Raw genomic sequence first — 20,898 nt, forward strand, 5'->3', positions numbered from 1 at the left:
CCGCCGAACGTCTTCACGTTGATCGCCTGGTTCGGCTGGCCCACCGTGCCGGCCTGGACGTCCTGCTCCTTGATGCGGGCGTTGCCGTCCGACGAGCCGTCCACGGTGCCGAGCTGGTAGCCGGCCGCCGCGAGCTGGGCACGGGCCTGGTCCAGGGTCATGCCGAAGAGGCTGGGGACGGGCTGCTGGGTCTGCTGCGGGCCCTTGGAGACCTTCAGCGTGATCTGGACGTCCTTGGGCTGGTCGGTGCCGCCGTTCGGGTTCATGCCGATGACCGTGTTGGCGGGCTGCTCCGAGTCCACGTCCTGGCGGGCGACGTTCTCGAAGCCCAGCAGCTTCAGGTCCTGGACGGCCTGGTCGTAGTTCCGGCCGGTGACGTCGGGCAGCTGCGACTTCTCCTTCTTCGCCACCGTGATCGTCACGTCGGAGTTCTGCTCCGCCTTCGAGCCACCGTCCGGGGTCTGTCGCAGGACCGTGCCCGGCTCCTCGTCCGACTCCTCCGACTTCACGACGACCTTGAAGCCCTTGTCCTTGAGCAGCTTCTCGGCGCTCGCCTGGGACATCTCCGTGACCGTCGGGACCTCGATCTGCGGAGCGCCCTCCGACATGACGACCGAGATGGTCTCGTCGACGGTCATCTTCGCCGTGCCGTCCGCCACGGGCGTCTGCCGGCAGATGGTGCCCTTGGGCTGGTCGCAGCGCTCGGCGCCGGACTGCGCCACCTTCACCTGGGCGTTGGCCGCGAGCCCGTTGGCCTCCTCCAGCGTCTTGCCGACCAGCGACGGCACGATCACCTGCTCCGGGCCCTCCTTGCCGTCGAAGAGCGCTTGGCCGATCAGGATCGCGCCGACCAGGACCAGGATGCCCGCCAGGACCAGCAGGATCGTCGAGGTGTTCGACTTCTTCTTCTGCTGGCGGCGGCGGTCCGGGCGGTCGTCGTAGCCGTAGCCGCCGTCGTCCGGGTTCATCGGCGGAAGCATGGAGGTCTGGCCGGCCGGATCGGCCTGGCGCAGCGCCTTCGTCGGCTGGTCGTCCGGCGGGTAGCCGCCGTAACCGCCGCCGTAGCCTCCGTACCCCGCGGCGCCCATCGCCGCCGCGGCCGCGACCGGCTGCCCGTCGAGGCACGCCTCGATGTCCGCTCGCATCTCGTCCGCGGACTGGTAGCGGTAGTCGGGGTCCTTGACCAGCGCCTTCAGGACGATGGCGTCCATCGAGGGCGTGATCTCGGCGTCGAAGTTGCTCGGCGGCTGCGGCTCCTCCCGTACGTGCTGGTACGCGACCGCGACCGGCGAGTCGCCCACGAAGGGCGGCCGGACGGTCAGCAGCTCGTAGAGCAGGCAGCCGGTGGAGTACAGGTCGGAGCGGGCGTCGACCTGCTCGCCCTTGGCCTGCTCCGGGGAGAGGTACTGGGCCGTGCCGATGACCGCCGCGGTCTGTGTCATGGTCATGCCCGCGTCGCCCATGGCGCGCGCGATGCCGAAGTCCATGACCTTGACCTGACCGGTACGCGTCAGCATGACGTTCGCCGGCTTGATGTCACGGTGCACGATGCCGGCCCGGTGGGAGTACTCCAGCGCCTGGAGGATGCCCACGGTCATCTCGAGCGTGCGCTCGGGCAGCAGCTTGCGCCCGGAGTGGAGCAGCTCACGCAGGGTCGAGCCGTCGACGTACTCCATCACGATGTACGGGATGGAGACCCCGTCGACGTAGTCCTCGCCGGTGTCGTAGACCGCGACGATCGCCGGGTGGTTGAGCGAGGCGGCCGACTGGGCCTCACGGCGGAACCGGGCCTGGAAGGACGGGTCGCGGGCGAGGTCGGCCCGCAGCGTCTTCACGGCGACGGTGCGGCCGAGCCGGGTGTCGTGGGCGAGGTAGACCTCCGCCATGCCACCACGGCCGAGCACCGAGCCCAGCTCGTACCGGCCGCCGAGGCGACGCGGCTCTTCCATAGCTAATCCAGCCCTCTCCGTCTGTCCCGACCGCACCGATGTGGTGGTCCGGCGGTGTGCTGTTCGCGCATACGCTACCGGCCCCGGGAAGGCGTTCCGCCCGCGACCGGCACCTGATACCTGACCGGTACCTGGCCGGTGCCCGGCCGCAGGGTCAGCTCCTGTTCTTCAGGACCGCCTTCATCACGGCCTTCGCGATCGGGGCCGCCAGACCGCCACCGCTGATGTCCTCACGGCTGGTGCCCGCGGAATCCTCGACGATGACAGCGACGGCGACCGGGGAGCCCTGGTCGGTCTTGGCGTAGGAGATGAACCAGGCGTAGGGGCGCTTGGCGTTCTTCTCGCCGTGCTGCGCCGTACCGGTCTTGCCGCCGACCTTCACGCCGTCCGTGTTCAGGTCGGCCTTGCCGCCGGTGCCGTTCTCGACGACGTTCTCCATCATCGTCTGGATCAGCTGGGCGTTCCGCTGCGACAGCGGGCGGCTCATCTCCTCCGGCTCGTTCTGCTTGATCACGTCGAGGTTCGGAGCCACGAGCTTGTCGATCATGTACGGCTTCATCAGCTTGCCGTCGTTGGCGATCGCCGCCGTGACCATGGCCATCTGGAGCGGAGTCGTCGCCGTGTTGAACTGGCCGATCGAGGAGAGCGCGTTGCCGCCGCGGTCCATCTTCTTGTCGTAGACGGAGGCGGCCGAACGGACCGGGGTGAACTGCTCGGCGTTGAATCCGAACTTCTCGGCGGTCTCGGCCATGGCGTCCCGGCCGACCTGGTCGCCGAGCTTGGCGAAGACCGAGTTGCAGGAGATGCGGAGTGCCTCGTTCAGGCTGGCGTTCTGGCAGCCGCTGGCGTGGTTCTTCATGGGCACGGTGGACAGCGGGATCTTGTACGGCTCGGGGGTGTCGGTGGCCGCGTCGATGTCCGTGACCTTGCCGTGCTCCAGCGCAGCGGCGGCCGTGACGACCTTGAAGACCGAGCCGGGCGGGTAGATCTCGCGCAGCGCGCGGTTCTGCTTCGGCTTATTCTTGTCCTCCTCCAGCGCCACCCAGGCCTTCTCGTCCTTGGAGGAGTAGCCGGCGAAGGAGGACGGGTCGTAGGACGGGGTGGAGGCGAGTGCGAGGATCTTGCCCGTCCTGGGCTCTATGGCGACGACAGCACCCGTCTTGCTGCCGAGCCCCTTGAACGCGGCCTTCTGGGCGGCGCTGCTCAACGTCGTGACGACGTTGCCACCCTTCTTCTTGTCGCCGGTGAACATCGCCAGCGTCCGGTCGAAGAACAGCCGGTCGTCGTTGCCGGTGAGGATGCCGTCCTCGATCTTCTCGATCTGGTTGGCGTCGTAGGCCTGCGAGGCGTACCCGGTCACCGGCGCCCACATGGGACCGTCAGTGTAGGTCCGCTTGAACCGGTAGTACGGGTCCTGGGAGTCGACCGACCCGGTGATCGGCTTGCCGTCCACGATGATGTTGCCGCGCTCATTGGCGTACCGCTCGATCGTGACCCGCTTGTTCCGCGGGTGAGAGTTCAGCTCGTCGGCGCGGACGTACTGGATCCAGTTGTCCCGGATCAGCAGGGCGAGGACCAGCAGGCCGCAGAAGATCGCGACCCGGCGCAGGGGCTTGTTCACGGACGGACCACCTGGGTCATCTCGGCATCGGGGGACGGGGCGGGGGCTGGCGCCGGGCGGCGCGCGGTGTCGCTGATCCGGATCAGGATGCCGATCAGGGCCCAGTTGGCGATCACCGAGGAACCGCCGTACGCGAGAAACGGCATCGTCATACCGGTCAGCGGGATGAGCCCCATCACACCGCCGGCCACGACGAAGATCTGCAGCGCGAAGGCGCCGGACAGGCCCATCGCGAGCAGCTTGCCGAAGGGGTCGCGGGCGGCTAGGGCGGTGCGGACACCCCGTTCGATGATCAGCCCGTAGAGGAGCAGGAAGACCATCACACCGGTCAGGCCAAGCTCCTCGCCGACGGTGGCGAAGATGAAGTCGGAGTTGGCGGCGAACTGGATCAGGTCGGAGTTGCCCTGACCGAGGCCGGTGCCGAGGATGCCGCCGGAGCCGAAGGACATCAGCACCTGGGTCATCTGGTCGCAGGCATACGCCATGTTGCTGCCTTCGGGCGCCGTCTTCAGGCACTCGAACGGGTCGAGCCAGGCTGCCACACGGGACTGGACGTGGCTGGCGAAGGTACTGACGAAGACCGCGCCGCCCGTGGCCATCAGCAGACCCATGACGATCCAGCTGGTCCGCTCAGTCGCCACGTACAGCATGATCACGAACATGCCGAAGAACAGGAGGGAGGTACCGAGGTCGTTCTCGAAGACCAGGATGAGGAGGCTGACCGCCCAGATCGTCAGGATCGGGCCGAGGTCGCGGCCGCGCGGCAGGTAGAGCCCCATGAAGCGGCGGCTGGCCAGGGCCAGGGCGTCCCGCTTCACCATCAGGTAGCCGGAGAAGAACACCGCCAGGACCAGCTTGGCGAATTCACCGGGCTGGATGGAGAAGCCGCCGACCCTGATCCAGATCTTGGCGCCGAAGCTGTCCGTGCCGAGGCCCGGGACAAGCGGCAGCAGCAGCAGGATGAGCGCCGCCACCATGGAGATGTACGTGTAGCGCTGCAGGACACGATGGTCCTTCAGAATCAGCAGCACGCCGACGAACATGGCGATGCCGATCGCGGAGTACATCATCTGGTTGGGCGCGGAGGCGCTGAAGGCGCCGTACTGGCGCTTCGCCAGGGCGATCAGCCGCGGGGACTGGTCGAGCCGCCAGATCAGCACCAGGCCCATGCCGTTGAGCAGCGTGGCCAGGGGCAGCAGCAGCGGGTCCGCGTACGGCGCGAACCTGCGCACCACGAGATGCGCGACGCCTGCGAGCAGGCCGAGGCCGAGCCCGTAGCCGAGCATGCCGGACGGCACTTCGCCGTCCAGCGCCAGCCCGACGTTGAGGTACGCGAACACCGGGATGACGACGGCGAACGCGAGCAGCGCCAGCTCGGTGTTGCGGCGGCTCGGCGCTTCGATCGCGCCGATGGTGGTCGTGTTGGTGACAACGCTCATGGTGGTGAAAGGCCCCCTACGGGTGCTTACTGCTTGCCGCAGTTCGAGGCCAGCTTCTGCTCGTCCTCCGTGAGGGTGGGGCCCGGGGAGGGAGCGGCTGTGGTGGGCTTGGAATCTGGCGGGGTCGCGCCGTCGGCCGGCGGCTTGCTCGCCTGGTCGGCGGCCTTGTCGGCCGCCTCACGACGCTGCTCGGCCTTCTTGCAGGCCGAAGCCTGCGCGGACAGCTCCGCGATCTTCGTCTGCGCTTTGCCGAGGCTGCCGCCGGCGATCGTGTCCTCGACCTGCTTGCGCTGGTACTGCGGGAGGTACTTGAGTTCGATCTCGGGGTGGTCCTTCTCGACCTCCGAGAGCGAGACCCAGGCCAGGTCCTGGCTGATGCCCCGGTACAGCGCCACATGCTGCTCGTTGGAACCGACGTAGTACTGGGTCTGCGTCCAGCGGTAGCCGCCGTACAGTCCGCCGCCGAGCACGGCGAGCGCGAGGAGCAGGAAGAAGCCGCGCTTGAACCACTTCCACCCGGTGCGCGGCTTCTCGTACTTCTCGTACTTGTCGAAGTCCTCGTCGTTGTACGTGCCGAACGAGCCCTGCGGCGGCATGGAGCCGTAGCCGTGGTCGTCGCCGCTGCCGGGCGGGCCGAAGCCGCCCGCCGGGGGCTGCTGGTGCGGCGCGGGGCGGCCGAGACCGGAGGCCCGGCCGGCCGGGGTCTGCATCGCCCCGCCGTCCGCCTGCGGCACCTGGTTCTCGGCGACCGCGCCGACGATGACCGGGGTGTCGCTGAGCTGCCCGGCGAGGGTGTCGCCGCCGTCGACGTCGAGGACATCGGCGACGATCACCGTGATGTTGTCGGGGCCGCCGCCGCGCAACGCGAGCTGGATCAGCTCCTGCACGGTCTCCTGCGGACCCTGGTAGCTGGCGAGGGTGTCCTCCATCGTCTGGTGGGAGACGACTCCGGACAGCCCGTCGGAGCAGATCAGATACCGGTCGCCGGCCCGGACCTCACGGATCGACAGGTCCGGCTCCACGTGGTCGCCACTGCCCAGCGCCCGCATGAGGAGCGAGCGCTGTGGGTGGGTGGTGGCCTCTTCCTCGGTGATCCGGCCCTCGTCGACGAGCCGCTGCACCCAGGTGTGGTCCTGCGTGATCTGCGTCAGCACACCGTCGCGCAGCAGGTACGCGCGCGAGTCGCCGACGTGCACCAGGCCGAGGCGCTGGCCCGTCCACAGCAGGGCGGTGAGCGTGGTGCCCATGCCCTCCAGCTGCGGGTCCTCCTCGACCATCATCCGCAGCTGCTCGTTGGCGCGCTGCACCGCGGCACCGAGCGAGGTGAGGATGTCCGAACTGGGGACGTCGTCGTCGAGGGTGACGAGGGTGGAGATCACCTCCGAGGAGGCGACCTCGCCGGCGGCCTGGCCGCCCATGCCGTCCGCGATGGCGAGCAGACGGGGGCCGGCGTAGCCGGAGTCCTCGTTGCCCTCGCGGATCATGCCCTTGTGCGACCCGGCGGCGAAGCGCAGAGAGAGACTCATGCGCACCTCCCCTGTCGACGCCGCCTCGGGGTACAGCCGGTCTCGAGCCACACTGCCCACCCTCCGGTCGGGAGCCCGTGCCGGTCCGCGGCCCGGACCTGTCGGTCCGTCGCACGGCTCGTCGTGGGGACCGCCTCGGCCCGCTCGCTCCGCTCGCTCATTGTCGTACTACTTCCGCAGCTCGATGACGGTCTTGCCGATGCGGATCGGCGCGCCCAGCGGAATCGGTGTGGCGGTGGTGAGACGGGTCCGGTCGAGATACGTGCCGTTGGTGGACCCGAGATCCTCGACGATCCACTGGCCGTCCCGGTCCGGGTAGATCCTGGCATGCCTGCTGGAGGCGTAGTCGTCGTCCAGCACGATCGTCGAGTCGTGGGCCCGGCCCAGCGTGATGGTCTGCCCCTGGAGGGCGACCGTCGTGCCGGTGAGGGTGCCCTCGGACACGACCAGCTTGGTCGGGGCGCCGCGGCGCTGCCGTCCGCCGCCCGCGCTCTGCTGGCCACGCTGGGGTGGCGGCGAGGCCGCCTGCCGCGCGTTCTGCTGCGGCCGGGCGTCCTGGCGGCGCGAACCGCGCTGCGTGACACGCGTGCCGAACAGGTCGCTGCGAATGACCTGGACGGCCACGATCACGAACAGCCACAGAACGGCCAGGAAACCCAGCCGCATGACCGTCAGGGTCAGCTCTGACATTGCCCCCGCTTCACCCTTCGGCTTGCCGGTAAACGATGGTGGTGCTGCCCACGACGATCCGCGAGCCGTCGCGGAGCGTAGCGCGGGTGGTGTGCTGCCCGTCCACCACGATGCCGTTGGTGGACCCGAGATCCTGGATCGTCGAGGGCGTTCCGGTCCGGATCTCGCAGTGCCGGCGGGAGACGCCGGGATCGTCGATCCTCACGTCCGCGTCGGTGCTGCGGCCAAGGACCAGGGTCGGGCGAGAGATCTGATGGCGGGTGCCGTTGATCTCGATCCACCGGCGCACCTGGGCGCCGGAGGAGGGCATGGGGCCGGGACCGCCGGCCGCGGGACGGCCGCCGACGGGCGGCTGGCCGGGCCGCTGCATGCCGGCCGCGCCCGGCGGCGGGGCCGCGGGCATCGGCGGCGCACCGGCCGGAGGATAGCCGTATCCACCCGGTGCGCGGCCCTGCTGGGGGCCGGCGACCGGAGCCTGCTGCTGTGACGAACTCGACGCGAGCGTGCGACTGCGCACCCGGTACAGACCGGTGTCGAGGTCGTCGGCCTTCTCCAGGTGGACCTTGATGGGGCCCATGAAGGTGTAGCGCTGCTGCTTGGCGTAGTCCCGGACGAGACCGGACAGTTCGTCGCCGAGCTGTCCCGAGTACGGGCTGAGACGCTCGTAGTCGGGGGTGCTCAGCTCCACGATGAAGTCGTTGGGGACGACGGTCCGCTCGCGGTTCCAGATCGTCGCGTTGTTGTCGCACTCGCGCTGCAGCGCGCCGGCGATCTCGACGGGCTGGACCTCGGACTTGAAGACCTTGGCGAAGGTGCCGTTGACCAGACCTTCGAGCCGCTGCTCGAAACGCTTCAGGACTCCCATGGGGCACCTCCTCCGTCGTTGTCGTCCTGGTACTGCTTACTGATCGTATCCACGCGTCGGGAAATCGGCTGGTTCCCCTTCTCTGCCCTGTGGACGAGTGTCACCTCTCACAGACCTTTCCCCACGGATCGTAGAGGCGGCCTGTGGACAGTGTCCCGCACCCGGGGGCCAAGCAGGGGGAGCGGGGCGGGGCTGTGACCGTCCGGCTCGTCCGGCGGGGCTCGTCGCCCGGTGCCGCCCTCCCGTTGGCCTCCCTCCTCCCTCGTCCCCGCTTCCCGTCTCCCTCCCGCCGACGCCTGGTGTCTCCTCCTGTCTTCCTCCTTGTTCGCTCGAAGAGGGGGCGAAACAACGGATGTGAATCCACCGTCTGCGACGTGCTAATCTTCAGATGTCGCCAGGCGATCGCACCGAAAGGTGAGGGAGCCCGGAGCACACCCAATGCGCGGGTGGCGGAATAGGCAGACGCGCTGGATTCAGGTTCCAGTGCCCGAAAGGGCGTGGGGGTTCAACTCCCCCCTCGCGCACCAGACGGAAGCCCCGTAGGTCATCGACCTACGGGGCTTCCGCGTTTGACCGACGTTGCGAACGTCACATTCGTCACGGCGCGGGGGCCGCGCGGTCGGACGTTCGGAACGGGGACGGGCATCGGCGGGGTGGGACGTTCGGAGCAGGGACGGGCGTCGGCGCGGTCGGACGTTCGTCGACGTTCGTCGCGGAAGAGCGCGACGAAAGAGGGCCGCGGGCGGCGCGGCGCGCTGCCTATCGTGCGGGTGTGGACGCGTCTTCGAAGATCAGAGCCGGGATCGGCGCCGGGTGGCGGTGGTTCACCGTGCCCGGGATGTGGTCGCGGCGCAGGGCCGCCGGCGAGGCGGTCCTCGCCGTCGTCATGGCGCTGCTGGCCGCCGGGACCGAGGAACTGCTGGGCGGCGAGGGATGGCAGCTCGCCGGGGTCGCCCTGGCCGCCGCCCTGTTGTCGCTGCTGCGGCGCCGACTGCCCGCGACCGTGCTGGTCGTCACCGGCACGCTCGCCCCTCTGGTGCCGGGCTTCCTGGTGCTGCTGATCCTCGTCGGCTGGTCGGCGGGGCGTTACGTCGCGGGCGCGGGCCGTGCGCTGGTGGTGTTCACGGTCGCGTACGTGCTGAACCTCGCGACGACACTGGTCGAGGCCTGGGACCTGCACAGGGTGCTGAGCCTCGCACTCCTGTCGACGCTGTACTACCTGGCGACGACGCTGGCGCCCGGACTCGCCAACCGCTACTGGACCCAGCGGCGGACCCTGCTGCACGCCCTGCAGGAACGCAACGCCCAGTTGCTGCGGGAGCGGGCCATGGTGGCCGGGCAGGCGCGGCTTCGGGAGCGGCAGCGCATCGCCCAGGACATGCACGACAGCCTCGGGCACCAACTGGCGCTGATCTCCGTCCACACCGGAGCACTGGAGGTGGACCGGGAGCTGACCGACCGCCAGCGCGAGGCCGTCGGCGTTTTGCGGAACGCGTCGGTGACCGCGATGCACGAGCTGCGCGAGGTCGTCGGCATCCTGCGCGACGGGATCGAGGCACCGGCCGAGCCGCCGCACAGGGCCGTGCGCGCGGGCGACGAATCGGGACGGGCGGCGCGGGGGACCGCAGGTATCGAGGGGCTCGTGGAGGCCGCCCGGTCGGCCGGCACCCAGGTCGAGCTGCGCCGGATCGGGGAGTACCAGCCGCTGCCGCCGGCCGCCGACCACGCGGCGTACCGGATCGTTCAGGAAGCGCTCACCAACGCCTACAAGCACGCGCCGGGCGCGCTGATCGGTGTGGAGCTGCGGTACGAACCGGACTCCTTCGTCGTGGAGATCGTCAACGAGGCGGCCGGTGCGGCGCCGCAGGACGTGGTCAGCGGAGGCCAGGGGCTGACGGGGCTCCACGAGCGGGCCCGGCTGGTGGGCGGCATGGTGCACACCGGCCCGACCGACGACGGCGGCTTCCGGGTCGCCGGAGTGCTGCCGTACGGGGTCGTCGAAGCAGCGCCTTTGGTCGATGCGGCCGACGACTTCCGACAGCAGTCGACGGCGCCCGTGGTGCGCCACGGTGGACCGGTCGCAGTCGGACCGGCCGACTGGACGTTCACTGAGCGGGAGTTGGCGATGGCGTTGCGCGGAGGCGGCAGAAGCAGGAGCGGCGGGGTCGCGCTGGGGTGCGGGATCGCGTTCGCCGCGCTGGTGCTGCTGATGGTGGCGGCCGGCTTCGGCATCTACTTCATGGTCGGCTCGTTGAAGGAGGGGATGATCGACCCCGCCCAGTACGACGCGGTGAAGGTCGGCACGGCCGAGCGGGAGGTCCGCGACAAGCTGCCCTCCGGCGACACGGTCACCACCGCCGGGCTGCACGGCAAGGGGCCCGCGGAGCCCGCCGGATCGAAGTGCCTGGTCTTGATGTCCTCGGAGATGGGCGACAGCTTCGAGACCGAGCCGGTTTTCCGGTTCTGCTTCAAGGACGGCAAGCTGATCGAGAAGAAGTCGTACGAGGTCAAGCGGTAGCGCTGGCCCCGCCGTATCGGTAGCCGTGGGGGAGAAGCAGTGGCAGGGCAGCGCATCAGGGTCGTGATCGCCGACGACGAGCCGCTGATCAGAGCGGGGATCCGGATGATCCTCACCTCCGACCAGGAGATCGAGGTGGTGGCGGAGGCGGCGAACGGCCGGGAGGCGGTCGAGCGGGCGCGGACGCACGCCGCCGACGTCGTGCTGCTCGACATCCAGATGCCGCTGCTCGACGGGCTCTCCGCGCTGCCGGAGCTGCGCAGGGCGGCGCCGGCGGCCCGGGTGATCGTGTTGACCACCTTCGGGGAGCGGGAGAACGTCCTGCGGGCCCTGGAGCACGGGGGCGCCGGGTTCCTGCTGAAGGACACGGCGCCGGCCGAACTGATCCGGGCGGTGCGGGCCGCCGCGGCGGGGGACGCCTATCTCTCGCCCGCGGCCACCCGGCACGTGGTGGAGCAGCTGGCCTCGGGCCGGGAGGTGGCGCGTGCCGAGGAGGCCCGACGGCGGGTGGCGGCACTGAGCGAACGGGAGCGGGAGGTTCTCGCGCTGCTCGGGGAGGGGCTGTCCAACGCGGACGCGGGGCGACGGCTGCACATGAGCGAGGCCACGGTGAAGACGTATGTGAGCCGGATCCTGGCGAAGCTGGACTGTGAGAACCGGGTGCAGGCGGCGCTGCTGGCGCGGGACGCCGGACTGTAGCTCTGTAGGCCGCCCGGGTGGATCCCGCGGGGTCCCGTCAGCGGATGGGGCCGGGGAGACCGGCGGTGCCCGCGGCGTTGTAGCGGATCAGATAGGCGGCGAACCGCTCCAGGTCCTCGGCCGACCAGTCCTGTAGGCGTTCCTGGTAGGCGGCGAGGCGGCTCGCCTGTGTGGAGGCGAGAAGGTCGTCGCCCGCCTCCGTCGGGTGCAGGACCTGGACGCGGTGGTCGTCCGGGTCCGGGCGGCGCTCGACCAGACCGAGCTTCTCCAGACCGGCGACCTGCCGGCTGACGGTGGACTTGTCCAGCAGGTAGTGCGCGGCGAGATCGGTGGCCCGGCAGCCCTGCTTGTCGACGATGTGCGCGAGCAGCGTGTACGAGACGAGCGGCAGCTCGGGATGGAGCCGGGCCGCCGCGGCACGCGCCCGGCGGGCGAAGGCCGTCAGCTCCCGCTGGATGCTGTCGACGGATGTGTCCCGCGCGCCGTCGGTCATGGTGCGCTCCTCACTGTCGCTCGCGGCCTGTCCCGCTTTGGTTGTACAGTACAACGGTAATTTAGTTGTAAAAGCCAACCAAGGAGCTCGCTCGTGTCCACAGGACTGAACCCCGCAGGCCGGAACTCGGCACGACCGCACTCCCCGAGCGCGTTGCGGCACGTCCTCGGGCACCTGCTCACCCCCCTGCTCATGTGCATCGGCATGGGAATCGCCTACCTCGGCGCCTTCCACGCCCCCGCACCCCACGACCTGCGCGTCGACGTCGTCGGCTCCGGCCCCACCGCCCAGGTGCTCGCCCAGACCCTCCACGACAAGGGCGACGGCGCCCTCGACGTCCGCACCGCCGCCGACCGCGAGACCGCCGTCTCCGCGCTGCTCGACCGCTCCAGCTTCGGCGCCTACCTGCCCGGCCCCCGGCCCGAGCTGCTCGTCGCCTCGGCCTCCTCCGACACCAGCGCCATGGCCGTCGAAAAGGTCTTCACCAAGGTCGCCGCGGACCAGGGCGCACCGCTGAAGGTGACCGACGTCGCCCCCGTCTCGGCCGGCGACCCCACCGGACAGGGCATCTTCTTCCTGCTCGTCGCCCTCAGCATCGGTTCCTACGCCTCCGTCGCCGTGATCGCGGGCGCCGGCGCCGTCCTCCCCCTGCGCGTCCGCGCACTCCTCGCCGCCGGAACGTCCCTCGTCGTCAGCCTGATCGGCACCATCTTCGCCGGACCGATGTTCCACCTCGTCGACCACGGACTCGGCGGACTGTGGGCCCTGTCCTGGCTGTACGCGGCCGGCATCCTCCTCATCGGCGTCGGACTCCACACCTACCTGCGCCGCTGGACCACCCTCGGCGTGATGGTCCTGTTCGTCATGCTCAACTTCACCAGCTCCGGCGGCATCTACCGCCCCGAACTCCAGCCCGGTTTCTTCGGCTCCCTCCACGCCTTCTGGAACGGCGCAGGTTTCGTCGAAGGCGTCCGCGGCCACGTGTACTTCGACGGCACCGGACTCGGCCGGCACACCCTGGTCCTCGCCCTCTGGCTCCTCGCCGGCCTCGCCCTGACCGCCGCCGCCGGCCTCACCGAGGCACACCGCCGACGGCCCGCCCTGACGACCGGGACCGCCAGCGAGAAGGAGGAGGAAGAGGAGATCGAGGAAGCCGTCGGCGTCTAGAAGGGGTGACGTAGTTTTCCCCGAACCGCAGGTTGTCCACAGGGGCAGACGGGCCGCCGGGCCCGGCTGTACCGTCATGCCCAGTTGATGTTGGACAGCGTCGTACGAGTCGGGGGAGGACGTCCCATGGGCGAGATCGCGGCAGCGGTACCAGAACAGCGGAGTACCGGACACGCGCGCATTCCGCACGTGCCCGGATTCGCGAAGCGAGCCCCCGCCGGGGCCACCGACTCCCCCAAGGAACGCGGCAAAGCCCTGCGCGGACGAGTCCCCCGCTCCACCCACGACACCCTGTCACTCGCCGCCGACCGGCCCGACGCCGTACGCGCCGTCGAGGAGTCGAGCCGCGACCGGGTACCGGAGCTGGCACCGATACGCGTCGGAAGAATGACCGTGAGCCCCTTCGCGTTCCTGCGCGGCTCCGCCGGGCTCATGGCCCACGATCTCGTCGGCTCCCCTGTCACCGGCGTCGGCGCCCAGATATGCGGCGACGCACACGCGGCGAACTTCGGCCTCTACGGCGACGCCCGCGGGCGGCTCGTCATCGACCTCAACGATTTCGACGAGACCGTCGTCGGCCCCTGGGAATGGGACCTCAAGCGTCTGGCCACCTCCCTCGTCCTCGCCGGCCGTGAAACCGGCGCGAGCGAGGACACCTGCCGGGCCGCGGCCTTCGACACCGTGGGCGCCTACCGGCGCACCATGCGGCTGCTCGCCCGCCTCCCCGCCCTCGACGCCTGGAACGCCATCGCCGACGAGGAACTCGTCTCCCACACCGACGCCCGCGACCTGCTCGGCACCCTCGAACGCGTCTCGGAGAAAGCCCGGAACAACACCAGCGCCCGGTTCGCCGCCCGGTCGACCGAGTCCGTCACCGACACCGAAGGCGGAGGCCGCCGGTTCGTCGACGCACCCCCGGTACTGCGCCGTGTCCCCGACGAGGAAGCGGCGGCGGTCACCGCCTCCCTCGGCGCGTACCTGAAGACCGTGTCGGAGGACCGGCTGCCGCTGCTCGCGCGGTACGCCGTCCACGACGTCGCCTTCCGCGTCGTCGGCACCGGCAGCGTCGGCACGCGTTCCTACGTCGTCCTGCTGCTCGACCACCGGGGCGAGCCGCTGGTCCTCCAGGTGAAGGAGGCACGGCCCTCCGCCCTGCTCCCCCACCTTCCGGCCGTCGGCTTCCCCGACGCCGCCCCGGACCACGAGGGGCGGCGAGTGGTCATGGGCCAGAAGCGGATGCAGGTCGTCAGCGACATCCTCCTGGGCTGGACGACGGTGGACGGGCGCCCCTTCCAGGTGCGTCAGTTCCGCAACCGCAAGGGCAGCGTCGACGCCACCGCCCTCACGCCCGACCAGCTCGACGACTACGGGCGCATGACCGGCGCACTGCTGGCCCGCGCCCACGCCCACAGCGCCGACCCGCGGCTGATAGCCGGCTACTGCGGCAAGAACGAGGAACTGGACGAGGCGATCGCCGCCTTCGCCGTGGCATACGCGGACCGCACCACGGCGGACCACACCGACCTGGTGAAGGCGGTGAACAACGGCCGGATACCGGCCGAGCGGGGCGTGTGACGGCCGACGGCAGCTGATGCCTGCCGCCTGCCACCACGCCGCGCCGACGAACACGGGGGATGGGGCGGGGGGAGGGAGGGGGGAGGGCCCCCCGGGGGATCGTAGGCTGGTGGGGTGACGAGCCGGAGCGAGGACGTGGACGTGGACCAGGGCGCGGACCGGGGTGCCGGCGCGGAGGGTGCCGCCACGGGCGGTGGGCCCGGAGGCGAGCGGCCCGAGGCGCGGCTGGAGAAGGCCGTGCGGGTGGCCGAGCAGGCGCTGATCGAGTTCGAGATCGCGTTGGAGACCTTCCGGGTGGAGGTGGACAACTTCTCCCGGCTGCACCACCAGAAGCTCGGCCCCATGTACGCGCGGCTCGACGAGCTGGACGCGCAGATCGCCGAGGCACGGGCCGCCCGGAGCGGGGATCCGGAGGATCTGCGGCGGGCGCAGGAGGCGCGGGCGGGCGTCATGCCGATGCCGGGCGTCGAGGAGCTGTTCCACGACTGGATCGACTCCGAAGGGCTGTCCCCCGAGGCCGCCGCGATGCTGACCGGGCAGTCGGTGCAGCCGCCCAAGCGGGTCCGGCCGAGCGAGGAGGCCCGCAAGCTGTATCGCGAGCTGGCCCGTAAGGCGCACCCGGACCTGGCGCGGGACGAGGACGAGCGGAAGCGGCGTGAGGAGTTCATCACGCGGGTGAACGCGGCGTACGCACGCGGTGACGCCGGGCTGCTGCGGGAGCTGTCGGCCGAGTGGGCGGCCGGTCCGGTGCCCGAGAAGGAGCCGCTCAGCGAGAGCGAGGAGCTGTACGCGCGGCTCGAGTGGCTGTCGCACCGTAAGGAGCTGCTGACCGTGGTGGCCCGGGAGCTGGAGGAGAGCGCGATCGGCGCGATGCTGCGGATGGCGCCGGACGACCCGGACAGGCTCCTGGAGGAGATCGCCGAGCAGCTTCTCGCGCAGGTCTCCGAGCGGGAAGCGGAGCTGTCCGCGCTGGTGCAGTAGGTTTTTTTCGAAGAGCGGTTCCGACGAGAGAAGGCCTGTCCCATGAATTTCGCCCCGCTGCCCTCGGTGGACGTGGCCTCCGTGCCGGCCGATGCCCTGGTGCTGGACGTCCGGGAGGACGACGAGTGGGCGGCCGGTCACGTCGAGGGCGCGCTGCATGTGCCGATGAGCGACTTCGTGGCGCGCTTCGGTGAGGTGACGGAGGCGGTGGCCGAGGGTCGCCGTGCCTTTGTGATGTGCCGGGTCGGTGGCCGTTCGGCGCAGGTGACGCAGTACCTGGTGCAGCAGGGGATCGACGCGGTGAACGTCGACGGCGGCATGCTGGCCTGGGACGGCGCCGGGCGTCCGATGGTGACGGAGAGCGGCAGCCCGGCCTTCGTCCTCTGATCAGGTTCTTCTAGGCGAGTGGGTGGGCGGCCAGCAGGTCGCCCAATGCTTCCTCGTGGGCCGGGGCGGGGCCGAGGGCGAGTTCGAGCTGCTTGGCCCAGGCGTGGTAGCGGTGCAGGGGGTGGCCGGTGTCGGCGCCGATGCCGCCGTGGAGGTGCTGCGCGGTCTGCACCACGCGGCGTACGCCTTCCGATGCCCAGATCTTGGCGACGGCGATGTCCGCGGCGGGGGGTAGCGGTCCGTCGGCTCCGGTGCTGATGCGCCAGGCGGCCTGCCAGAGGGTGACTTCCATGGCGCGCAGGTCGATGTAGCGGTCGGCGGCCTGGACGGCGACTGCCTGGAAGGTGGCCACGGGGTGGCCGAACTGCTCGCGTTTTCCGGTGTACCGGCTGGTCATGGTGAGGACGTTCTCGCCGAGGCCGAGGGCGAGGGCGCAGGTCCCGGTAGTGAGGACGCCGCGGAGCCATTCCCAGGCGCCGTCGGCGGTGATGACGTCGTCGTCGGTGAGGCGTACGGAGTCGAGGTGGAGTTCGGCGAGGAGTTCTCCGCTGGTGGAGTACTGCTCGGCCAGGGTGAGGCCCGGATGGGTGCGGGGGACCAGGGCGAGGACGGTGTGTCCTTCGGAGGTGTGGGCGGGGACGGCGATGCGGTCGGCGGCGTGTGCCCAGGGGACGGCGCTCTGGAGGCCGTCGAGGGTCCAGCCGGTGCCGTCGCTGCCGTCGCGGTGGGCGGTGACGGCGAGTTCGGCGGGGTCGTGTCCGCTGCGGCCGTTGGAGGCGGCGGTGAGGACGAGTTCGCCGCGGCCGACGCCCGGGAGCAGGGAGGCGGCGGTGTGGGCGTCGGCGTACCGCTGGACGGTCATGGCGACCGCGCTGGTTTCCAGGAGGGGTACGCGGGCGAGGACGCGGGCGGATTCGCGCAGGACGAGGCAGAGCGCGATGGTGTCGAGGCCGGCGCCGCCGTGTTCGGGGGCGAGGGCCAGGCCGAGGAGGTCGGCGGCGGCGAGGCGGGACCAGAGCGGTCGGTCGAAGTCGTCGGCGACGGCGCCGGGGGTGAGCGCGGGGCTCGGTACGCCGTCGGGCGGGACGTCGGAGAAGATCGCTCGGGCTGCCTCGACGGCCGCCTGCTGTTCCTCGGTGAAGGTGAAGTCCACAGCCGTGCCCTCCCGTTGGTGCTGTTTCCGCCTTGACGATCCGGCGTCTGACGGATCGTCAAGATAGAACAGGTTCTAGGGGAAGGGAATGGCCGCGCAGGGCTTCCGGTGCCGCCGGGTGTCAGCGGTCGAAGTCGAGCTCCACTTCCGCCGTGGCGGGGTGCGACTGGCAGGCCAGGACGTAGCCGGCTTCGGTCTCCTCGGGCTCCAGTGCGAAGTTGCGGTCCATCCGGACCTCGCCGCCGACCAGGAAGGCGCGGCAGGTGCCGCACACGCCGCCCTTGCAGGCGTAGGGGGCGTCGGCGCGGGCCCGGAGCACGGTGTCGAGCAGCGTCTCGCCCTCCTGTACGGGCCAGTTGCCGGAGCGGCCGTGCAGGGTGGCTGTCAGGGTGGCGTGGACGGGTGCGCCGGTGGTGGGCGCCGGGGCGGGGGCCGATCCGTCGTCGACGTGGAAGATCTCCTGGTGGATCCGGCCGCGTTCGACGCCGAGTCCGCGCAGGGCGTGTTCGGCGCTCTGCACGAGGCCGAAGGGGCCGCACAGGAACCAGCCGTCGATGTCGCCGACGGGCAGGAGCGCGGGCAGCAGGCCGGTGAGCCGTTCCTGGTCGAGGCGTCCGGAGGGGAGGCCCGACTGCTGTTCCTCCCGGGAGAGCACGGTGACGAGCTGGAAGCGGTCGGGGTAGCGGTCCTTGAGGTCGGCCACCTCGTCGAGGAACATTGTGGAAGAGGCGGTTCGGTCGCTGCGGATCAGGCAGAACCGGGCTTCGGGTTCCTGTGCGAGGAGTGTCGCCGCCATCGAGAGGACTGGGGTGATGCCGCTGCCGCCGACGACGGCGGCGAAGTGCCCGGGGCGGGGAGCGAGGACGAAGCGGCCGGTGGGCTCCATGACCTCGACGGTGTCGCCGACGGCCAGTTCCTTGAGGGCGTACGTGGAGAACTCGCCGCCGTCGACCCGGCGGATGCCCACGCGCAGTACGGGGTCCTGGCCGGCCGGGGTGGCGGGGGCGCAGATCGAGTACGTGCGGCGGATCTCCTCGCCGTTCGGCGTGGTGCGGCGCAGGGCGAGGTGCTGGCCGGGGAGGTGGCGGTAGGTTTCGCGCAGCTCGGGCGGGACCGCGAAGGTGACGGCCACCGAGTCGTCCGTGAGCTGCTCGACCTCGCTCACCTCGAGCGGGTGGAACATCTACAACTCCTTGAAGTGGTCGAACGGTTCGCGGCAGGTCGTGCAGCGGCGCAGTGCCTTGCAGGCCGTGGAGGAGAACCGGCTCAGCAGTTCGGTGTCGGTGGAGCCGCAGTGGGGGCAGCGGATCGCCAGGGTGAGGGGTATGGGGCCGTCGGCCGGGCCCTGCGGGCGGGGCGGGGCGATGCCGTACTCGGCCAGTTTGCGGCGGCCTTCGTCGCTGATGTCGTCCGTGGACCAGGCGGGGGCGAGGACGGTGACGACGGAGACCTCGGGCACGCCGTGGTCGTGCAGGGCGCGCTCGATGTCGGAGGCCATGGCCTCGATCGCGGGGCAGCCGGTGTAGGTCGGGGTCAGTTCGACCTCGACCCGGCCGGGGCCGAGCACCTGGACGCCGCGCAGGACTCCCAGTTCCCGCAGGGTGAGGACGGGCAGCTCGGGGTCGGGGACGGCGCCGGCGATCCGGCTCAGTTCCTCCTCCAGGGCCGTCATGGTCACCATGTCGCCCCCGGGTGGCTGCGGTGGAGGTGCTGCATCTCGGCGAGCATCCGTCCGAAGGGTTCGGTGTGCAGGCCCTGTCGGCCGGCGCCTGCGGTCCAGGCGCCGGTGCGGGGCCCGTCCGGCACGGTGAGGGTGGCCTGTTCGAGGACGGCGGTGACCGATGCCAGCCAGCTGTTCTCCATGGCGGTGAGGTCCACGTCGAGCCCGTCGACGGGCTGGAACATTTCGCCGGTGTAGCGCCAGAGGGCGTCGCAGGCCCGCTGCATGCGGGTGTGGCTCTCGGGGGTGCCGTCGCCGAGGCGCAGGGTCCAGTGCTCGGCGTGGTCCTGGTGGTAGGCGACTTCCTTGACGGCCTTGGCCGCGAGGCCGCTGAAGGGTCCTTCGCCGGATGCCAGCTGTCCGTAGAGGAGCTTCTGGTAGGTGGAGAAGTAGAGCTGGCGGGCGATGGTGTGGGCGAAGTCGCCGTTCGGCTGCTCGACGAGCTGGGTGTTGCGGAAGGCGCGCTCTTCCCGGAGGTAGGCGAGTTCGTCCTCGTCGCCGACGAGGGAGAGCAGGACGCGTGCCTGGCCGAGGAGGTCGAGCGCGATGTTGGCGAGGGCGACGTCCTCCTCGAGGACGGGGGCGTTGCCCGCCCATTCTCCGAGGCGGTGGGAGAGCACGAGGGCGTCGTCGCCGAGGGCGAGGGCGGCGGCCTCGATCGCGGTGGTCTGCGCGGTCACAGGTGCTTCACCCCCTCCGGGATCTCGTAGAACGTCGGGTGGCGGTAGGGCTTGTCAGCCGACGGGTCGAAGAAGGGGTCCTTCTCGTCGGGGGAGGAGGCGGTGATCGCGGCGGAGGGGACGACCCAGAGGGAGACGCCTTCGCCTCGGCGGGTGTACAGGTCCCGGGCGTTGCGCAGGGCCATTTCGGCGTCCGGGGCGTGCAGGCTGCCCGCGTGGGTGTGGGAAAGTCCGCGGCGCGAGCGGACGAACACCTCCCACAGGGGCCATCCGTCGGTGGTCATGCCCGTGCCTCCCCGTTCTCCTGCTGCTCCGTGCGCTGCTGTGTGTGCTGCTCTGGGTGGTTCGTCGAGTGCTTGTCGGCGTACGCGGCGGCGGCTTCTCTGACCCAGGCGCCGTCCTCGTGGGCCTGGCGGCGCTTGCTGAGCCGCTGTTCGTTGCAGGGGCCGTTGCCCTTGAGGACGTCCCAGAACTCGGTCCAGTCGATGGGTCCGAAGTCGTAGTGTCCGCGTTCCTCGTTCCACCGCAGGTCCGGGTCGGGGAGGGTGAGTCCGAGGGCTTCGGCCTGGGGGACGGCGATGTCGACGAAGCGCTGGCGCAGTTCGTCGTTGGAGTGCCGCTTGATCTTCCAGGCCATGGACTGGGCGGAGTGGGCCGACTCGTCGTCCGGCGGGCCGAACATCATCAGGGACGGCCACCACCAGCGGTTCACCGCGTCCTGGGCCATGGCGTGCTGCGCCTCGGTGCCCTTGGAGAGGGCGAGGAGGGCTTCGTATCCCTGACGCTGGTGGAAGGACTCCTCCTTGCAGACCCGGATCATGGCGCGGGCGTACGGGCCGTACGAGCAGCGGCAGAGGGGGACCTGGTTGGTGATGGCGGCGCCGTCCACGAGCCAGCCGATCGCGCCGACGTCGGCCCAGGTCAGGGTGGGGTAGTTGAAGATCGAGGAGTACTTCTGGCGGCCGGAGTGGAGTTTGTCGAGGAGCTCGTCGCGGCTGGTGCCGAGGGTCTCCGCCGCGCTGTACAGGTACAGGCCGTGGCCTGCCTCGTCCTGGACCTTGGCCATGAGGATGGCCTTGCGCCGCAGTGTGGGGGCGCGGGTGATCCAGTTGGCCTCCGGCTGCATGCCGATGATCTCGGAGTGGGCGTGCTGCGCGATCTGGCGGACGAGGGAGGCCCGGTAGGCGTCGGGCATCCAGTCGCGCGGTTCGATGCGCTCGTCGGCGGCGACGGCGGCATCGAACACCGCCTCGTGGGCGGCCTGGCCGGCCGCCGCGGCGGTGTCCTGCTCGGCTCGCACGCCCTGTGCGTCCGCGGTCACTGCTGTCACGGCTGTCGCTGCCGTCCCTGCGGTCATCGGACCCCCTACCGACCGATCGTTCGGTTGAATGACTTCAATGGTCGGTCGGCGGCCCGTATGGTGTCAACCCTGTGG

19 protein-coding genes and 1 tRNA gene are annotated in these 20,898 nt (G+C 70.5%); 7 read left to right on the forward strand and 13 right to left on the reverse strand.

What is annotated here, in order from left to right; all coding sequences use genetic code 11:
- From pknB to IE136_RS04730, 6 genes are all read right to left on the reverse strand, one after another.
- On the reverse strand, positions 1 to 1,949 hold a 1,949-nt coding region (gene pknB / locus IE136_RS04705; protein WP_189599583.1), incomplete at its 3' end, for a Stk1 family PASTA domain-containing Ser/Thr kinase.
- 154 nt (positions 1,950 to 2,103) lie between these two features.
- Positions 2,104 to 3,570, reverse strand: a complete 1,467-nt coding sequence (locus IE136_RS04710) for a peptidoglycan D,D-transpeptidase FtsI family protein (RefSeq protein ID WP_158988506.1) — start codon at positions 3,568 to 3,570, stop codon at positions 2,104 to 2,106.
- Positions 3,567 to 5,009 carry an FtsW/RodA/SpoVE family cell cycle protein gene (locus tag IE136_RS04715; protein ID WP_158988505.1) on the reverse strand — a complete coding sequence of 481 codons (1,443 nt, stop codon included), beginning with the start codon at positions 5,007 to 5,009 and terminating at the stop codon, positions 3,567 to 3,569. The genes IE136_RS04710 and IE136_RS04715 overlap by 4 nt, the downstream gene beginning before the upstream one ends.
- 26 nt (positions 5,010 to 5,035) lie before the next feature.
- Positions 5,036 to 6,535, reverse strand: a complete 1,500-nt coding sequence (locus tag IE136_RS04720; RefSeq protein ID WP_158988504.1) for a Stp1/IreP family PP2C-type Ser/Thr phosphatase — start codon at positions 6,533 to 6,535, stop codon at positions 5,036 to 5,038.
- A gap of 168 nt (positions 6,536 to 6,703) precedes the next feature.
- Positions 6,704 to 7,225 carry an FHA domain-containing protein FhaB/FipA gene (locus tag IE136_RS04725; RefSeq protein WP_158988503.1) on the reverse strand — a complete coding sequence of 174 codons (522 nt, stop codon included), beginning with the start codon at positions 7,223 to 7,225 and terminating at the stop codon, positions 6,704 to 6,706.
- A 10-nt stretch (positions 7,226 to 7,235) separates the two neighbouring features.
- The gene (locus tag IE136_RS04730; RefSeq protein WP_158988502.1) at positions 7,236 to 8,090 is read right to left on the reverse strand and encodes an FHA domain-containing protein; all 855 of its coding nucleotides are present in this window, start codon (positions 8,088 to 8,090) and stop codon (positions 7,236 to 7,238) included.
- A 440-nt stretch (positions 8,091 to 8,530) separates the two neighbouring features.
- On the opposite strand from IE136_RS04730, the gene IE136_RS04735 reads away from it, so the two are divergent.
- The 3 genes from IE136_RS04735 to IE136_RS04745 all read left to right on the forward strand — a co-directional run bounded on the left by IE136_RS04735 (position 8,531) and on the right by IE136_RS04745 (position 11,307).
- Positions 8,531 to 8,617 (forward strand) — tRNA-Leu (locus IE136_RS04735).
- Positions 8,618 to 8,928: 311 nt separating this feature from the next.
- On the forward strand, positions 8,929 to 10,608 hold the full coding sequence (locus IE136_RS04740; RefSeq protein WP_189599752.1) for a sensor histidine kinase: 1,680 nt from the start codon (positions 8,929 to 8,931) through the stop codon (positions 10,606 to 10,608).
- A 39-nt stretch (positions 10,609 to 10,647) separates the two neighbouring features.
- Positions 10,648 to 11,307 (forward strand): response regulator, encoded by a 660-nt coding sequence (locus IE136_RS04745; RefSeq protein WP_189599584.1) that lies wholly within the window; start codon positions 10,648 to 10,650, stop codon positions 11,305 to 11,307.
- A 37-nt stretch (positions 11,308 to 11,344) separates the two neighbouring features.
- Here the strand turns inward: IE136_RS04745 and IE136_RS04750 are convergent, their stop codons facing one another.
- A complete protein-coding gene (locus IE136_RS04750; RefSeq protein WP_158988500.1) occupies positions 11,345 to 11,800 on the reverse strand; it encodes a MarR family winged helix-turn-helix transcriptional regulator in 456 nt (151 codons plus the stop codon).
- Between the two features lie 93 nt (positions 11,801 to 11,893).
- Between IE136_RS04750 and IE136_RS04755 the strand changes: the two genes are divergently transcribed.
- The 4 genes from IE136_RS04755 (at position 11,894) to IE136_RS04770 (ending at position 15,910) form a co-directional block, all read left to right on the forward strand.
- On the forward strand, positions 11,894 to 12,967 hold the full coding sequence (locus IE136_RS04755) for an ABC-2 transporter permease (RefSeq protein ID WP_229818630.1): 1,074 nt from the start codon (positions 11,894 to 11,896) through the stop codon (positions 12,965 to 12,967).
- A 126-nt stretch (positions 12,968 to 13,093) separates the two neighbouring features.
- Positions 13,094 to 14,542, forward strand: a complete 1,449-nt coding sequence (locus tag IE136_RS04760; RefSeq protein ID WP_158988499.1) for a DUF2252 domain-containing protein — start codon at positions 13,094 to 13,096, stop codon at positions 14,540 to 14,542.
- A 141-nt stretch (positions 14,543 to 14,683) separates the two neighbouring features.
- Positions 14,684 to 15,523 (forward strand): J domain-containing protein, encoded by an 840-nt coding sequence (locus IE136_RS04765; RefSeq protein WP_373309014.1) that lies wholly within the window; start codon positions 14,684 to 14,686, stop codon positions 15,521 to 15,523.
- Positions 15,524 to 15,565: 42 nt separating this feature from the next.
- Positions 15,566 to 15,910, forward strand: a complete 345-nt coding sequence (locus tag IE136_RS04770) for a rhodanese-like domain-containing protein (protein WP_158988498.1) — start codon at positions 15,566 to 15,568, stop codon at positions 15,908 to 15,910.
- A gap of 10 nt (positions 15,911 to 15,920) precedes the next feature.
- Here the strand turns inward: IE136_RS04770 and IE136_RS04775 are convergent, their stop codons facing one another.
- From IE136_RS04775 to paaA, 6 genes are all read right to left on the reverse strand, one after another.
- Positions 15,921 to 17,063, reverse strand: coding sequence for an acyl-CoA dehydrogenase family protein (locus IE136_RS04775; RefSeq protein ID WP_189599587.1), 1,143 nt, complete (start codon positions 17,061 to 17,063; stop codon positions 15,921 to 15,923).
- Between the two features lie 121 nt (positions 17,064 to 17,184).
- The gene (locus tag IE136_RS04780; RefSeq protein ID WP_158988496.1) at positions 17,185 to 18,246 is read right to left on the reverse strand and encodes a 2Fe-2S iron-sulfur cluster-binding protein; all 1,062 of its coding nucleotides are present in this window, start codon (positions 18,244 to 18,246) and stop codon (positions 17,185 to 17,187) included.
- A complete protein-coding gene (gene paaD / locus IE136_RS04785) occupies positions 18,247 to 18,744 on the reverse strand; it encodes a 1,2-phenylacetyl-CoA epoxidase subunit PaaD (RefSeq protein WP_158988495.1) in 498 nt (165 codons plus the stop codon).
- The gene (gene paaC / locus IE136_RS04790) at positions 18,738 to 19,463 is read right to left on the reverse strand and encodes a 1,2-phenylacetyl-CoA epoxidase subunit PaaC (protein WP_229818631.1); all 726 of its coding nucleotides are present in this window, start codon (positions 19,461 to 19,463) and stop codon (positions 18,738 to 18,740) included. The genes paaD and paaC overlap by 7 nt, the downstream gene beginning before the upstream one ends.
- On the reverse strand, positions 19,460 to 19,747 hold the full coding sequence (paaB, locus tag IE136_RS04795; protein ID WP_158988494.1) for a 1,2-phenylacetyl-CoA epoxidase subunit PaaB: 288 nt from the start codon (positions 19,745 to 19,747) through the stop codon (positions 19,460 to 19,462). The genes paaC and paaB overlap by 4 nt, the downstream gene beginning before the upstream one ends.
- Positions 19,744 to 20,820, reverse strand: coding sequence for a 1,2-phenylacetyl-CoA epoxidase subunit PaaA (paaA, locus tag IE136_RS04800; RefSeq protein ID WP_229818632.1), 1,077 nt, complete (start codon positions 20,818 to 20,820; stop codon positions 19,744 to 19,746). The genes paaB and paaA overlap by 4 nt, the downstream gene beginning before the upstream one ends.
- Positions 20,821 to 20,898: the final 78 nt, after the last annotated feature.

This window comes from Streptomyces lateritius (assembly GCF_014649715.1).
Classification (GTDB): domain Bacteria; phylum Actinomycetota; class Actinomycetes; order Streptomycetales; family Streptomycetaceae; genus Streptomyces; species Streptomyces lateritius.